10 protein-coding genes are annotated in these 15,296 nt (G+C 62.3%); all 10 read right to left on the bottom strand.

Annotated elements, in window-relative coordinates; genetic code table 11:
- Nucleotides 1-29: 29 nt before the first annotated feature.
- Nucleotides 30-1,427: a mannose-1-phosphate guanylyltransferase/mannose-6-phosphate isomerase gene (locus BerOc1_RS05285; RefSeq protein ID WP_084641113.1), complete on the bottom strand. Its 1,398-nt coding sequence runs from the start codon at nt 1,425-1,427 to the stop codon at nt 30-32.
- Between the two features lie 71 nt (nt 1,428-1,498).
- Nucleotides 1,499-2,860 (bottom strand): PEP-CTERM-box response regulator transcription factor, encoded by a 1,362-nt coding sequence (prsR, locus tag BerOc1_RS05290; RefSeq protein WP_071544693.1) that lies wholly within the window; start codon nt 2,858-2,860, stop codon nt 1,499-1,501.
- Nucleotides 2,861-2,887: 27 nt separating this feature from the next.
- Nucleotides 2,888-4,942: an XrtA/PEP-CTERM system histidine kinase PrsK gene (gene prsK / locus BerOc1_RS05295; RefSeq protein ID WP_071544694.1), complete on the bottom strand. Its 2,055-nt coding sequence runs from the start codon at nt 4,940-4,942 to the stop codon at nt 2,888-2,890.
- Nucleotides 4,943-5,189: 247 nt separating this feature from the next.
- The gene (locus tag BerOc1_RS05300) at nt 5,190-6,422 is read right to left on the bottom strand and encodes a TIGR03016 family PEP-CTERM system-associated outer membrane protein (protein WP_071544695.1); all 1,233 of its coding nucleotides are present in this window, start codon (nt 6,420-6,422) and stop codon (nt 5,190-5,192) included.
- Nucleotides 6,423-6,540: 118 nt separating this feature from the next.
- Complete coding sequence (locus BerOc1_RS05305; protein ID WP_071544696.1) at nt 6,541-7,710, bottom strand: XrtA/PEP-CTERM system-associated ATPase; 1,170 nt, start codon at nt 7,708-7,710, stop codon at nt 6,541-6,543.
- A 20-nt stretch (nt 7,711-7,730) separates the two neighbouring features.
- Nucleotides 7,731-8,597 carry an XrtA-associated tyrosine autokinase gene (locus tag BerOc1_RS05310; protein ID WP_071544697.1) on the bottom strand — a complete coding sequence of 289 codons (867 nt, stop codon included), beginning with the start codon at nt 8,595-8,597 and terminating at the stop codon, nt 7,731-7,733.
- Between the two features lie 13 nt (nt 8,598-8,610).
- Entirely contained in the window at nt 8,611-10,116 is a 1,506-nt protein-coding gene (locus BerOc1_RS05315) for an XrtA system polysaccharide chain length determinant (protein WP_071544698.1), read from the bottom strand.
- Nucleotides 10,117-10,125: 9 nt separating this feature from the next.
- Complete coding sequence (locus BerOc1_RS05320; RefSeq protein ID WP_071544699.1) at nt 10,126-10,947, bottom strand: polysaccharide biosynthesis/export family protein; 822 nt, start codon at nt 10,945-10,947, stop codon at nt 10,126-10,128.
- A gap of 13 nt (nt 10,948-10,960) precedes the next feature.
- Nucleotides 10,961-12,319 carry a TIGR03013 family XrtA/PEP-CTERM system glycosyltransferase gene (locus tag BerOc1_RS05325; protein ID WP_071544700.1) on the bottom strand — a complete coding sequence of 453 codons (1,359 nt, stop codon included), beginning with the start codon at nt 12,317-12,319 and terminating at the stop codon, nt 10,961-10,963.
- A gap of 28 nt (nt 12,320-12,347) precedes the next feature.
- Nucleotides 12,348-15,008 (bottom strand): XrtA/PEP-CTERM system TPR-repeat protein PrsT, encoded by a 2,661-nt coding sequence (gene prsT / locus BerOc1_RS05330; protein ID WP_071544701.1) that lies wholly within the window; start codon nt 15,006-15,008, stop codon nt 12,348-12,350.
- Between the last annotated feature and the right edge of the window lie 288 nt (nt 15,009-15,296).

A 15,296-nucleotide genomic window follows, 5' to 3' on the forward strand; every position in this document is an offset into this window, starting at 1 on the left:
TCACATTCTCCTGGCCGCATCGGCCGGGGCTAGCGTTTATACTTGTCCTCGAGCCGGACGATGTCGTCCTCGCCCAGGTAGCTGCCGGTCTGGACCTCGATGAGTTCCAGGGGAATCTTGCCCGGGTTTTCCAGGCGGTGGATGTTGCCCAGCGGGATGTACGTGGATTCGTCCTCGCACAGGATGGACTCATTGTCCCCGTTGACGATCCGGGCGGTCCCCTTGACCACCACCCAGTGCTCGGCCCGGTGGAAATGCTTTTGCAGGGACAGGACCTCGCCCGGCTTGACGATGATCCGCTTGACCTGGAACCGGTCGTCCGCCGAGATGGACTCGAAGCTGCCCCAGGGACGGTAGACGATCTTGTGCGCCTCGGTCTCGGGCCTGCCCGCGTCCTTAAGGCGGCGGATGACCGACTTCATGTTGTCCAGCTTGTCGTTGGCGGCCACGAAGACCGCGTCCGTGGTCTCCACCACGGTGGTGTCCCGCAGCCCCAGGGTGACCACCAGACGGCCCGACGAGCGCACGTAGCAGTTGCCGGTGTCCTCGGCCACCACGTCGCCGAGCAGGCTGTTCCCCGCCTCGTCGCTCGGGTGCATGTCGTGCAGGCTCTTCCAGGAGCCGAGATCGCGCCAGGCCATGTCCAGGGGGACCACCTCGATGCCGTCCACCTTTTCCATGACCGCGTAGTCGATGGAATCCGACGGGCACTGCCCGAACTCCTCCTCGCCCAGCCGGATGAAGTCCAGGTCCCGGTAGCTGTTCTCCACGGCCGTCCGGCAGCTCTTGAGGATGCCGGGGGCGTGGGCGGCCAGGGCGTCCAGGTAGTTGGATGCCTTGAACAGGAAGATGCCGCTGTTCCAGAGATACTCGCCCGACCGCACGTACTCCTCGGCCGCCTCGCGCCCGGGCTTTTCCACGAAGCTGTCCACGGAAAACACGCCCTCGGACGCGGCCTGCCCCTTGCGGATGTAGCCGTACCCGGTGTGGGGGTGGTCCGGGACCACGCCGAAACAGACGAAGCGCCCCTGCTTGGCCCGCTCATAGCCCAGGGCCACGGCCCGGGCAAAGGCTTCGCCCTCGGCGATGGAGTGGTCCGCGGGCATGACCAGCAGAACCGGGTCGCCGCCATGCTCCATGAGGGCGGCCACGGCCGCGGCCGGTGCGGTGTTGCGCCCGAAGGGCTCCAGGACCATGCGCCCGGACGTGCCGAGCCTGCGCAGCTGCTCGGCCACCAGGAAACGGTGCTCGGTGTTGCAGACCACGATGGGCTCGGCGGCCTTGGGCAGGGACATGCAGCGCGACACGGCGTCGGCGAAGAGCACGCGTCCTTCGGACACCTCGATGAACTGCTTGGGGTACAGGGTCCGGGACAGGGGCCACAGGCGGGTGCCTTCCCCGCCGCAAAGAATGACTGGCTGCAACATGTTCAACCTCGTTCGCTATGTTTCGCCCCGTCGGTCCGGGGCCTGGTCTGTCTTCTGGTTTCCACCGCGCCCTAGGAGCTCTTGAGCCCGTGCTTCTTCATCAGGTCGTAGAACGTGGGCCGGCTGACGCCGATGGACGCGGCGGCCTTGACGATGTTCCCGGAGAACTTCTCCAGGGCGTTCTCGACCATGTCCCGCTCCAGGAGGAGCCGGGCGTCCTTCAGGGAGATGTCGTTGGTCTGGAGCTTCTGGCGCAGAGGTTCGTCACCCTTCATGCCGAGATCCTCGGGCATGATCTCCGGCCCGTTGGCCATGATGACCGCCCGCTTGACCCGGTTTTCCAACTCGCGGATGTTGCCCGGCCACTCGTACCCCCTGATGCACGCCATGGCCTCCCCGGAGAACCGCTTGGACGTGGTCCGCTGCCCCACGGACACGGACTTGAGAAAATAGTTGGCCAGAAGCTCGATGTCGTCGCCGCGCTCCCGCAGGGGCGGCAGGTTGATGGTCATGACCCCGATGCGGTAGAAGAGGTCCTCGCGGAACGCGCCCTCCTCCATGGCCTTCTGGATGTCGATGTTGGTGGCCGTGATGATGCGCACGTCCACCGGAATCTCCTTGCGCCCGCCCACCCGGGTGACGACCATCTCCTGGAGGAAGCGCAGCAGCTTGACCTGCAGGGCCATGGGCATCTCGCCGATCTCGTCCAGGAACAGGGTGCCCTTGTCCGCGTACTCGACCTTGCCCTTGACCAGCTTGTTCGCCCCGGTGAACGCGCCCTTCTCGTGTCCGAAAAGTTCGGACTCCAGCAGGTTCTCGGGGATGGCGCCGCAGTTGATCGAGACCATCTCCATGTCCGCGCGCAGGCTTTTTTGGTGCACGGCCCGGGCCACCAGCTCCTTGCCGGTGCCGGACTCGCCGCAGATCAGGACCGGCACGTCCGAGGCGGCCACCCGGTCGATCTGATTGAAGACGGCCTGCATGCGCGCGCATTCGCCCACGATGCCGCTCTCGTTGACGGTCTTCCTGCGCAGTTCCTGGTTCTCGCTTTCGATGTTCTGCAGGTACATGGCCCGGTCGACCATGACCTTGAGCTCATCCAGGTTGACCGGCTTCTTGTAGTAGTCGTAGGCCCCGAGCCGGACCGCCTGCAGGGCCGCGTCCTTTTCCTCGTTGCCGGTGATGACGATGACCTTGGCCGTGGGGTCCATGCGCAGCATCTCGCCCAGGCAACGCAGCCCCTCTCCGATGCCGTTCTCGTGCGGCGGCAGCCCGAGGTCCAGGGTGACCACCGGCGGGGTATGCTTCTTGAAAAGCCTGAGTCCCTCCTCGCCGTCGCGGGCGAAGACGAGCTCGTAGTTCGACTTGGACAGCCCCCACTTGAGCTGCCGGAGGATCTCGTCGTTGTCGTCTATGATCAAAAGCTTCTGCATGGATAAGAACCCGTTGGTTTGTCTCGTTTATCCCGCTTCGGCCGGGGCGGGCAGGGTCACGGTGAAGATCGCCCCGCCCCCTTCCGGACTCGTGGCCACGATGGAGCCGCCGTGGGCTTCCAGAATCTGCTTGCTCTGATACAGGCCGATGCCCATACCCTTTTTCTTGGTGGTCTTGAACGGCACGAAGAGCCCGCCTTCCAGGATCTCCTCGTCGATGCCCGCGCCGGAATCCGAGACCCGCATGACCGGGCCGTTCTCGTCGCCCACAAAGACCTTGAACGGCGCGTTGTCCCCGGCCTCCATGGCGTTGAGATAGAGGTTGACCGCCACCTTCTTGAACTCGGCCACGTCCAGCTCGACGAGCACCGGCGCGCCCGTGAACTCGATTTTGGCCGACGGCAGGGCCTCGGCCGCTTTTTTGGCCACCTCCATGAGGTCCACCACCTTCAGGCTCAGGGAGCCCTTGGTCGGGATGTTGGTCAGCTGGGCGATAAGCGTGTTCATCCGGCCCACGATGTTGCTCAGGGAGTCGAGCATGTCCTGCTGGAATTCCGGGTCGTTGATGTATTCACGGGCGTTCTCCTCGAGCAGGGACAGGGGGTAGACCTGGTTCTTGAGGTCGTGCAGGACGAAGGCCGCCACCTTGCCGAAGGCCTCCATGTCGCGGGCCTCGGCCAGTTCGTCGCCCAGGCGCATGTTCATGAGCACGGCCGCCGCCTGCATGGCCACGGCCTCCATCAGCTCCATGTCCTCCTCGTCGTAGTTCTCGACCACGTTGATGGGCGCGCCCAGGACGATGATCCCGACCAGGGACCGGGCGGTCCGGATGGGCACGATGAACCGGCCGTAGCGCTCGGCCAGAAAGGCCTGCGCCTCCTCGCCCAGGTCGACCTCCTCGCGGCGCAGATCCAGGATGTGCAGGCGGTCCTTGAGCAGGCGGACCAGGGGCGAGCGGGCCGGGATGGTCATCCTGGACTCGTCCATCTCGTGGAAGCAGATGGGCGCGAAATCCGTGCTGTGCCGGCCCTGCAGGAAGATGCACCCGCCGACGATGCCGAAGGTCTCGCAGTAGACGGTCAGGATGTTCTTGTAGAGTTCGTCCCGGCTGCGGGAGTTGGTCACCCGGTCCGTGAAGCGCTTCCATTCGATACGGTAGTCGTATTTCTCGCCGTAAAAGTGGCGTTGGATGGCCAGCCGGAATTTGCGGCGCATGGATTCGGAAAGGGAGATGACCACCAGGCCCAGTACGCCGAGGAAAGCTACCGTGGCGAAGGCGTAGGCGTTGAACTGGCTGCCGAATATCTTGAGCCCCTCGCCCACAAGCCCGACCAGGACCAGGAAGAGGCCGCAGAACAGGACCACGAACGAGCGGTAGGTCAGGCTCTTGGAGATGGTGATCCTCTCGTCGTTGCCCCGGGTGAACTCGGAGTAGGCCATCAGCAGCACGCCCACGGTCAGCCCCAGGGAACGCGTGGTGATGAACCCGGTGTCGATGGCCCGGAAGATCATGGACTGGCTGTAGTAGAGCGCGTACGAGGCCAGGATCGTGCCCACGCCGACGATGGAGAACTTGATCTTCCACTTCACCCCGTGGGGGGCGTTGGCGATGGTCGCCTCGAGATTGAACAGGGACACGGCCATGAACAGGATGACCTGAAGGTAGAAGAAGAAGGCCACCGGCTCCAGAAAGAGGGTCTTATCGGTGTGGAAGTCGGGGGAATAATAAAAATCCCGGGCCGGAAAGACCAGGGTCATGACCAGGGGCACCAGGGACATCCCCATGAGCAGCATCTGGGTGGCGGGCAGCTCCGGGAACGAGAACTCCCGGCGGTAGGCATTGGAAAACAGGATGCAGACCGGGCAGACCAGGGCCATGCAGTAGAGGGAGACCTGGCTGAGGACCAGGAAGTCCGCCGGATACTCGAGGAGCAGGTAGTCGCACACGCCCAGGCCGGCCACGAGCCAGAGCAGGATGAGCAGGGATACGGTCTCCCACCTCCGGCCGCCGCGCATGACGGCCGCCAGGGGATACAGGACCGCGAGGACGATGGCCAGCATCTGCACGGCGCCGCTCAGCATCCGCAGCCTCCGTCATGCGAAAAAAAGGGCGCATGCCCGCCCATGGCTGCGGCATTGCGTCCGTCACGTTCCGAAGAACCATACGGCTTGGGGGCTGCGGCCGCGGCGAGGTTGCGCTCGCACGCGGTATCGGGCATTTCAGGCAAACGTCTCATAGATCATTCCTTTGGACCACATCCCTGTACCGTATTCGTCGACTCGTACCGCTCGCTACCCTCCCCTTGCAATTACTCCGGACACCGATCCGTCATCGCTGCCACGTCAACGTCAACGCGACGGAATTGGACCTGTAGTCGTTCCCGTCCGTCTGCTCGTCGTGCATCTTGTACCGGTACGACAAGCTTGAGGAGAGGCTTTCGGACATGCTGTAGCTCAGGCTGACCAGAGAAAATATCGTCTTTTCGCAGTCCGGGTTCGTATAGAGGTTCATGTAGGTGTTGTAATTGAAGCTCATCCGCTCCGTCAGGCTGTGCGTCCCCCTTATGCTCGGCCGCCAATAGGTCGTATTGCCGCCCGAATCGGTTGTTTCATAGTCATAATACGCGACCGCCGCAGTGATGTTTCCCCGTTCGTACGCGCCCGTCAGGCTGGCCTGCTGGACAAATTGGTTCCTCGTGTCCGACGATTCGGGATCCTCCGTAAAATTCATGGCCGACGACATCTTGCCGACGATGGTCGGGGAGAACGCGTGGGTTATGGCGATGGTGTACGGGGTGTACTGCTTGTCCGAGGTGCCCTCTTCCTTGTAATCCGTATAGGTCGGCTTGATGCTGACTTCAATCGAAGAACCCTCCGCATAGGAGTACGTGGTTCCGAGATTCAGATTGTACCGTTCAAACTCTCCGTCTTCCCAGCGCGGCTCCTGTTTCTGGAACCCGACTCCCCCTGTTATCGTCCACCTGTCGGTCAGTTCATGGTTCACGTCCGCGTAGAGATCATATAGCCGCTTGTCGACGCTGCCTTCCTCGGAATACCAGATATCCTGAAACGAGGCTCCGGTGGTCAGGTTGGTCCTCGCCTGCAGCGGAAAGACGAAATACGGCCTGAAGCTGAAGGTGTTCTGGTCCGTGGTTCCGATGGAGGTGTCGCCCTCTTCCACGTCGCCCCTGGTGACGTTCTGGTATACCTGTTTATACGAGTCGGAAACATCTATGAAGAACAGATCCTTGATGGCCTCGAAATTCCCCAGTGCGCTCAGGAAATTGTTTTGTTCGTCACCCTTTTTCTGATCGAGATATTTCTTGTTTTCAAAATCGTAGGAGAAATCGAAGAGGACCCTGGAATGTTCGTACGTCGCGCTCAGTCCCGGTTTGACGATCCACACGTAGTCCCCTTCCGGGTTTTGTGTTTCCGTGACGTTGTCGTTGTATTCCATGGAGGTCGAGATTCTCGGCTTGAACACGAAGTCCGCGCCTTCGGCCGCGCCCGCCCACGGGAACAGCAGGCCGAGAACCAGGAGTACCACGGGAATTATCGACATGCGTACTGTGAACACAACACCCTCTCTGCGGACGAACAATGCAGACCCATGCAATGAATTTTAAAAGCTTTACTAGCTATTCAATTGCATTGCAAGGCGCTTGCCCCGGAATCTCCGCCTACTCACCTCCGAACAAGAGCCTGTAGGCCCATCCTCTCTTCGCCGGACGTTCCTCTTTTTTTTCAACTTTTGCCGTCGGCTCCAGCCTCGGCTGGGCCATCCTGTTCCAGCACATGGCCTTGACGGACTCCATGCCGTCCTCAAGCATCTTCAGCCTCTTCTCCACGCTTTCCAGCCGGTTCATCAGAACGGCCACGGCGTTCTGGTCGGTCCGGGACGAAGAGCGCTCCAGCGCATCCAGGCGATTCCCCAGATCGTTTATGGTCTTGAGCACCTGGGACGCCCGCTTGGGCAGCTTCCTCGCCCTGTGAATGCCCGTGGCCGCCCCGGTCGGCCTCTCCTGCTCGCTCTGCCAGTACTGCCGCTCGAAATCCAGTTCCTCGGCGATGGCCGCGACGTCCTCTCCGGCGATGTCACGCTTCTCGGCGGCAAAGGCGTCGAGCAGGAGATAGTCGCACAAAATGTTGATCAGGCGCGGCACCCCGCGGCTGAGGTCGTGGATCAGGTCCAGGGCGTCGGGCGCGAAGGTCACGGCCTCCCTGTTCCCGGCGCTTTCCATCCGGTAATATATGTACTCGGTGACCTCTTCCCGGTCCAGGGGCTTGAGGTGGCAGCCGATCTGGATGCGTTGCCGCAGCTGCAGCAGTTCCGGGCTGTTGAGGGTGTCCCGCAGCTCCGGCTGACCCACCAGGACGATCTGAAGCAGCTTGCCGCCATCGGTCTCCAGGTTGGAAAGCATGCGGATCTCCTCCAGCAGGTCCGTGGACAGGTTCTGGGCCTCGTCTATGATCAGGACGGCCCGCTTCCCGGCCGCGTACTGGTCGATGAGGAACTCGTTCAGGTCGCGCAGCAGCGCGGCCTTGGACCGCCCGTCGGTCTCCAGGCCGAAATCGTCGTTGATCATGGTCAGGAGCTGATGGGAGTCCGCCTTGGTGTTGAAGATCTTGGCCAGGGTCACGTTGTCGAGGTGGCGCTTGATGAGTTCGCGGATGAGCGTGGTCTTGCCCGCGCCCACTTCGCCGCTCAGGAGGATGAACCCGACGCGCTCCTCAATGCCGTACCGCAGGTACGAGAGCGCCTTGCCGTGGGAACGGCTCATGAAGAGCATGTCCGGGTTCGGCAGCAGGTCGAAGGGTTTTGACCTGAAGTTGAAGAATTCCTCGTACATGGCGCCGCCTCAATGCCCGATCAGGCATTGTAAGAGTATTTGTAGCTGTAGTGCGCGTACCCGCTGTAGCCGGCCACCGAATGCCCGCTGGAAGCCTGGGTGAACACGGCTCCGGCCACGTTGGCCCCGCCCAGGGCCTCCAGGGTCTCGTTCAGCTCGTACTTGGACAGCCGCTGCTCCCTGACGACCAGGACCACCATGTCGGCCAGCCGGGCCAGGATGCGGCTTTCGGCAAAGGGCAGGACCGGCGGCGTGTCGATGATCAGGAAGCGGTCGGAATACCGTTCCTTCATCTCGCGCAGGACCGTGGCCATGCGTTGGGAGGCCAGAAGCTCGCCCGGGTTGGCCATGGGCGTTCCGGCCGGCAGGAAGGACAATTTGCCGATGCCGGTCCGGATGATCGCGTTGCTGACGTCGGTGCCTTCAAGCAGGCAGTCCGAAAGCCCGTAGGCCTGGTCCAAGCACAGCAGTTCATGGCAGGAGGGCTTGCGCAGGTCGGCGTCCACCAGGAGCACGGTGTGGTCGAATTCCTGGGCCAGGCTGATGGCCAGGTTGGTGGAGGTCACGCTCTTGCCCTCGCCCACGGTGCCGCTGGTGATGACGATGGTATTCTGGAATCCCTTCTTCTTGGTCAGCCGGACGAGATTCTGCTTCAGCTTGCGGAACTCCTCGGCCGCGGGGGACACGATATCGTTGAGGGAGACCAGCATGTGCTGCCCGGCCACCCGGTCGAGCACCTCCTGGGGGATCTCCTTCCTGGGGGCGCGGCCCAGGTCGTTCGCCGATTCCCCGCCGTGGGGGCCGGTGGGGATCGCGCGGTCCTGCCGCTGTTCCTCCCTGCCGCGCAACTGGGTCGCTTTCTTCAGTGCTTCTTCTATTCTGCTCATATTTCTTCTCCCGTCAGCCGATCATGTCGACGACTGTGGCTATCACTTTGTCCACCAAACCGAGGTGGAGAAATTCCATGACCAGGAAGGACAGGGAAATCACGATGCCGAGGATGCCCACGGCATAGATCCACCGGTCGCGGACGCGCTGTCTGGCAATCTGTTCCTCGTCCCGGACCTTGGGGATCACCGCCAGCACGGGCACGCCGTACTCCTTGAGGTCGTCCAGGGTCTTGATGCTCGGGTTGATCACGTCCAGGAGAACGATGACGCCGATGCCCAGGCCTATCCCGCCCACGATGCCGAGCAGGATGATGAACGGCCTGTTCGGCTTGGAGGGGGTGGAAGGCACCACCGCCGGATCAAGGACCCTGAAGGACATGGACTTGTCCTGAAGCTCCATTTCCTTGGAGACCTCGGACTGCCCGTAGCGGGAAACGAGCTTTTCATAGATGATCGTCTCGTTCTTCCGCTTGCGCTCCAACTCGGCCAGCTCGCTGCGCACGGCCGGGATCTTGCGCAGGATTTCCCGATTTTTCCGAACCTCCTCTTCCAGGTTCTGCCTGGTGTTCTCGAGCGAGGCCAGGTTCACCTTGATGGACTGGTACTCGGAGGTCCGGTATACGGCGTTCAGCTCGGAATCGCCGCTGCTCCTGATCTGCTGTTTGGTCGCGGCGATGGCGTTCTCCAGCTGCCGGACCTTGGGATGGTTTTCGGTGTACCGGCCGCGCATGGACTCCAGGACCTTCTGCTGCTCGTCCAGCTGCAGCCGAAGCGGCGTGTTGCTGACCAGCAGGCTCCTCGACGTCTTCAGCGCATTGATGCGGATGCGCAGCTCCTCCAGCCGGACGCTCGCGTCGTTGAGTTCCGACCGTATGGCCCCCTCGTCCGCGAACAGGACCTGCCCGGACTCGGCCTTGAACTTGTCGATCTCCTTCTCCGCCGCGTCGATACGCTTCTTGAAAACCTCGATCTGCTCGGCCAGGAACTGGGTCGCCTCAAAGGACTCCTTGCGCTTGGTGGAGGTGTTCTCCTCGATGAAAATGCGCGTGAGGGTGTTGACCACGTCCCTGGCCCTGACCGGGATCGCGTCCTCATAGGAAATCATGAAGACGCCCTTGCGCTCGTCCAGCCGGACCTGAATGTTATTCTGCAACCCGGCGATCATGGCGTCGAGGTCGCGGTCCGAGGCGGCGTGGACATCCATGTCCAGGGCCTTGATGACGCCGAGGATCATGGTTCTGGAGAGCATGGTCACCTTGATGGCCTTGATCTTCGTGTCCATGGACGGCGTGATGGCTATGCCCTTGACCAGGTCGCTGATGACGTTCTGCTCGACGAAGACGATGGACTCGGCCTTGTACTTCTTGGGCATGGCGTACGCGGCGACGAGCGCCGCGAACATGGCTACGAGGGCGATGAGGACCAAAAGGCCCTTGCGCTTGAGCACCAACTGCACATAGCGCATGAGATCGAAGCTGCCTTCACTGGAAAAGGCATCTGACTGCGGATTGGCCATGCGTATTTCCTAGAAAAAGCTTTCTTGCGCGATGATGTAGTCGCCGGCCTGGAGCTGGACGTTCTGCTTCAGATCGCCCTTTTTGAGGAGGTCCTTGGTGCGGACCGGGATGCGCTCCTTCTTGCCGTCGGTGGTGCGAACGATGACGATCTCGTCCTCGTTGGCGTACTTGCTGAATTCACCCGCCATGAGCAGCGCGTCCAGCACGGTGAGCCCGTCCTGGTAGAGGATGGCCTTGGGCTGGTTGACCGCCCCGACCACGTAGACGTTCTGGTCGTACTTGACCGGCATGAATATGGTGTCGCCCGGTTCAAGCCGGATATCCTTGTCGAACTCGCCCTTGTAGAAGAGTCCGTCAAAGTCGGACATCACCTTTTTGCCGTCGCGGTAGACGTAGGCCTTGCGCAGGTCGGCCCGGGCCAGGGAACCGAGGGAGGCGAGCACGCGCAGAAGCGTCGTGCGCTGCGGCATGTCGAAGACCCGGGGCTCCACGCCGCCGCCGACCACGAAGACCCGGCTGTTGACGGTCGCGACCAGGGAGACGTTGAGGATGGGATCCTTGATAAGGCTGGCTATGCGCTTCTGAAGCTGCTCCTTGAGCTGGGGCAGGGTATAGCCCGCGGCCTCGATGTCGTCGACCCCGGGCATGGATATCTTGCCGTCGGGCCGGACCGTGACCGTGGAGTTCAGTTCGTCCTCGCCCCAGACGTGCACGGAGAGCACGTCTCCCTCGCCGATGACGTAGTCCTCGGCGTGGCCCGGGGCGGGCGCCAGGAGGACCAGCGCCGCAACCAATACGCATGTTTTAACGATACCGCCTGAAATCCGCATACCGATCTCCTTGTTAGCGTCCCATCTTCCTGGCCATGACGGATATGGTGTCGATCATGATCCTGAGGTCGAGAAACAACGAATAGTTCTTAATGTAATACAGGTCGTAGCGCAGCTTTTCAATGGCGTCCTCGACCGACGCGCCATAGGGGTAGCGGACCTGGGCCCAGCCCGTGATGCCGGGCTTCACGAAATGGCGTTCGGAGTAGTACGGGATGACCTTCTTCAGGTCCTTGACGAACTCGGGCCGCTCCGGGCGCGGGCCCACCAGGCTCATGTCCCCGATCAGGACGTTGAAGAGCTGCGGAAGCTCGTCGATGCGGGACTTGCGCAGGAAGGCGCCCAGCTTGGTGATGCGGTTGTCGCCCTGCACCGCCCACACGGCGCCGGATTCCTTTTCGGCGTCCTGGCGCATGGAGCGGAACTTGTAGATGACGAAGTTCTCGTCCGCCTTGCCCACGCGGATCTGCTTGAAGAGCACCGGGCCCGGGGAATCCAGCTTGATGGCCAGGGCCACCAGGGGCAGCAGCGGCGAGACCAGGATGATGCCGATCAGGGACAGGACGATGTCGCCGATGCGCTTGAAGAAGCGGCGCAACCCCATGATCTTGAACCCCTTGGAGAAGATGAACCAGCTCGGGGTGATGTTCTCGAGCATGAGCTTGCCGTTGACGCGCTCGTAGAACTCGGGGGCGTCCAGGACCTCCATGCCGCTGAGCTTGCAGTTCAGAATCTCCTGCAGGGGGAAGGCGCCACGGCGCTCGGTCAGGGAAATGACCACCTTGGTGGCCTTGGCCTTCTTGGCCCGGTCGAGAATCTCGCGGGTGGGGTTGTCCACCTGGGCCTCCGGATCGGACCACTGGCCAGGGACGCACTCGATGAAGTCGCGGAACTGGTAGCGGCCGTTCGAGGCCAGGGCCAGCCCCTTCATCTCGTCGGCCAGCTCGCCGTTGCCCACGATGACCACGCGGTGCACCATGCCGGGAATCTTCCGCCAGTTCCGGGAAAGCACGATCCAGCTCGACTGGAAGAGGCCGAAGAGGCACAGGACCAGGAGGACCATCTCTTCCAGGCGCATGAACAGACCGGTCTGCCAGTAGACCACAAAGGCCACGTTGGTCGCCAGGATCAGGCTGATGAACAGGCTGGGATAGCCGTCCGTCTTGTCGCCCTTGGTGGCGTACAGGGTCATGTGCACGATGCAGGACGAGACCAGCACCACGGCGACCAGGGCCGCCAGGTCGTAGTAGCGTCCCTGGAATACCGAGAGGATCTCGCCGAAGTCGTTGAAGAACAGCAGCGAGCCGAAAACCAGGGCCAATGCCAGGGACAAAAAGTCCTTGAATACTCTGAGTGATGCTATTGCTACCATGATTGTCCCTCCCTCTTGATCGGGCGGCCTATTCGCCGTCCATAGCCTTGAGGAGTTCGCGGGCGTCCCTGCTCTTTTCGCACTGGGCGCAGTCGGCCACGGTCTTGAGCCTGGCCTGGGCCTGCTCCCGGTCGCCCGCCTTGTAATATGCGTAACCGAGATGATAGTTGATGTTCTGGTCATCGGCCTGCACCGACGCCGCCTTCTCCAGGATGGAGACGGCCGTGTCCGCCTTGCCGTTCATGGCCAGGGCGTAGCCGAAGGTGTCCATGATCGAGGGGTTCCACGGCGCCAGCAGATAGGCCTTGTAGGCGAGGCGCAACGCCTCGGGAGCCGTCTTGGGGTCCTCGACGTAGATCATGGCCAGGTTGTTCAGGGCCGGGATGTATCTGTCGTTCAGTTCCAGCGCCCTGGAATAGCTGTCGACGGCCTTGTTCGTGCGGCCGGTCGTCAGGTAGACGTCGCCCTGCATGGCGTGGGCCTGGAAGGAGTTCCCGTCGCTCTTGATGACCGAGTCGAAATAGGTCAGGGCCTTGGGATAGTCGCCCAGGCTGGAATAATAGCGGCCGAGCTGCAGCAGCAGGGCCGAATCCGGGCCGCACTTCTCCACGCCCTCGCTCAAGGCCCTGCCCCAGTCGTCGGACCGGCCCGCGTTCATGTTGACGTCGGCCAGGATCAAATACCCGGCCGGGCTCTTGGGATTGAAATCGCACATCTGGCGGGCGGCGGCCACGGCCTTGTCGTATTCCTTCATGAGCACGAAGGTCCGGGTGCGCAGGCTGAGCCCCGCCTCGCGGTTGATCTTTTCGATCCCGTTGCTCATTTCCAGCACTTCCTCGTACCGCTTCATGCCGTAGAGGATGTCGGCCTTCAGCTGGGTGAGCCGGATATTGTGGGCCGAATGGCCCAGCCCTTCGTTGGCCACGGCCAGCGCGCCCTCGTTGTCCCCGGCCTTGCGGAGGCTACCGGCGTAGGCCATGTAGGCGGTGGCATCGCCGGACTTGACCGCTTCCTTGTAGGCCGCGACGGCCTCGCCGGCATTGCCCAGGGTATCCAAGACCACCGCCTTGGCCAGCAGGGCCCTGACGAATCCCTCGCGCTGGGCGAGCAGGGCGTTGTATTCGGCCAGGGCGCTGTCGGTGTCCCGTTCGGCCAGGTCGATGGACGCGAGCATCATATACGGGGCCGGGTTCTTGGCATCCAGGGACCGGGCCTGGTCCAGATACTCCCGCGCCTTGGCGGAATCCTTGTCCAACAGGGACATGCGGGCCAGGGAGACATACAGCGGGACGTCGTCCGGGGTGCCCTTGAGGCCGTCCTTGAGGACCTTCTGCGCCAGATCCTTGTCCCCGTTGCGGAGGTAGAAGCTGGACAGCACGAGACGGGGGCGGATGTTGTCCGGGGCGGCGTTCATGGCGCCCTTGAGGGCCTCCTCGCTCTCGCCCATCTCGCCCTTCTCGTAATACAGCGCCCCCATCTTGATGAAGGCGTTGGCGAAATTCGGGTTCTTTTCCGTGATTTCCTTCAGTTCGCCCAGGGCCATGTCCGGGTCGCCCTGAGCCGTGTAGGCGTCGCCCAGGATGACCCGGGCCAGGACGTTGTTGGAATCGACCTCGATGATCTTCTGGGCCTCGGCGATGGACTCGTTGAAGCGCTTCTGCTGAAAGAGGATGAGGCTGATCATTTCGCGGGCCTTGAGGAAGTCGTCGGACCGGTCGGCGGCCACGCGCAGTTGGGAAATGGCCGTTTCCAGGTCGCCCATGCCGTAATAGCTCATGCCGAGGTAGAAATACCCTTCGATGTCGGGCTGGATGGCGACGGCCTCCTGGAAGGCGTTGACGGCCGCCCGGTAGTCCTTCTGGGCATAGCTGACCATGCCCTTGAGCATCTTGCCGAACGGCATCTTCGGCGCGCCGCTCTGGAGCTCGTTGGCCAGGGCCGTGACGCCGTCGAAATCGCCCTCGGCGAGCAGCGTCTTGGCGTAGAGGAACTTGGCGTAGCCGTCGGTGGGATGGGCCTTGACCAGGGCCTTCATGGTGTCGCGGTACGTCTCCTGGTCGCCCTGCATGCCCGCGAGCTTGGCCTTGAAATACAGCCCCTCGCGGTTGTCCGGGGAGGCGGCGAGAAGGTTGTCGACGAGGGACTTGGCCCTGTCCGGGTCGTCCTGGGCGAGAGACATCTGGGCCAGCGCCAGTTCGGCCTCCTCCTGGTTGGGATCCAGGGACAGGGCCTTTTCGAACATGGCCTTGGCCTCCTCGTCCTTGCCCTGGGCCCAGTCGGCGCGGCCGAGCAGGCTGAAGCCCTCGGCGGACTTGGGTTCCTTTTCGGTGTACGCGGCCAGGGTCTCGGCGGCCCCGGCATAGTCCTGGCGGAACAGCTTCAGGCGGCCGGTCTCGAGCAGCAGTTCGGCGTCATACGGATTCTGGCGGGCGTACTTCTCAAAAGACTTCTCGGCCTGGTCCAGCTTTCCCGTCCGCAGGTAGGCCTTGCCCAGGGCGAAGCGCGCCTCCATCTTTTCCGGAGACTGCTCGAGCAGGGTCTTGAAGATGACGATGGCTCCCTGGTAGTTCTTTTCCTGCATGTAGCGCTGGCCTTCGGCCATGAGATCAGCCTCGGAGTTCTGTCCGCACGCGGGCAGCGCGGCGGTCAGGAGCAGAAGGAAGAATATGGATGCAACTCGAGCGTTCACTACAGCCTCCAGAGAGATGTCAATTGTCGTTCGCGGCCAGCCGTTCGGCCGTTGGGACGACCACTACTGCGATAAGTATGCCAAGCCGTCGACAAACAAGTAACCATATAAAATAACTGATTATAACAGACAATCAGCTCTCCTTTGGCGGGGTTTTCATCCATACTTTGTCCGGGAAAACCGGACACCCCTTCGAGTCTGGCCGGGCCCCCAATTCCCCTCAAAAAATGAGGGGATCCGACCCTGTCCCCGCTGGCCGCCCGGGCAAATGTGAAAAAAAGAGACATC

Origin of the sequence: Pseudodesulfovibrio hydrargyri (assembly GCF_001874525.1) — a bacterium.
Taxonomy (GTDB): domain Bacteria; phylum Desulfobacterota; class Desulfovibrionia; order Desulfovibrionales; family Desulfovibrionaceae; genus Pseudodesulfovibrio; species Pseudodesulfovibrio hydrargyri.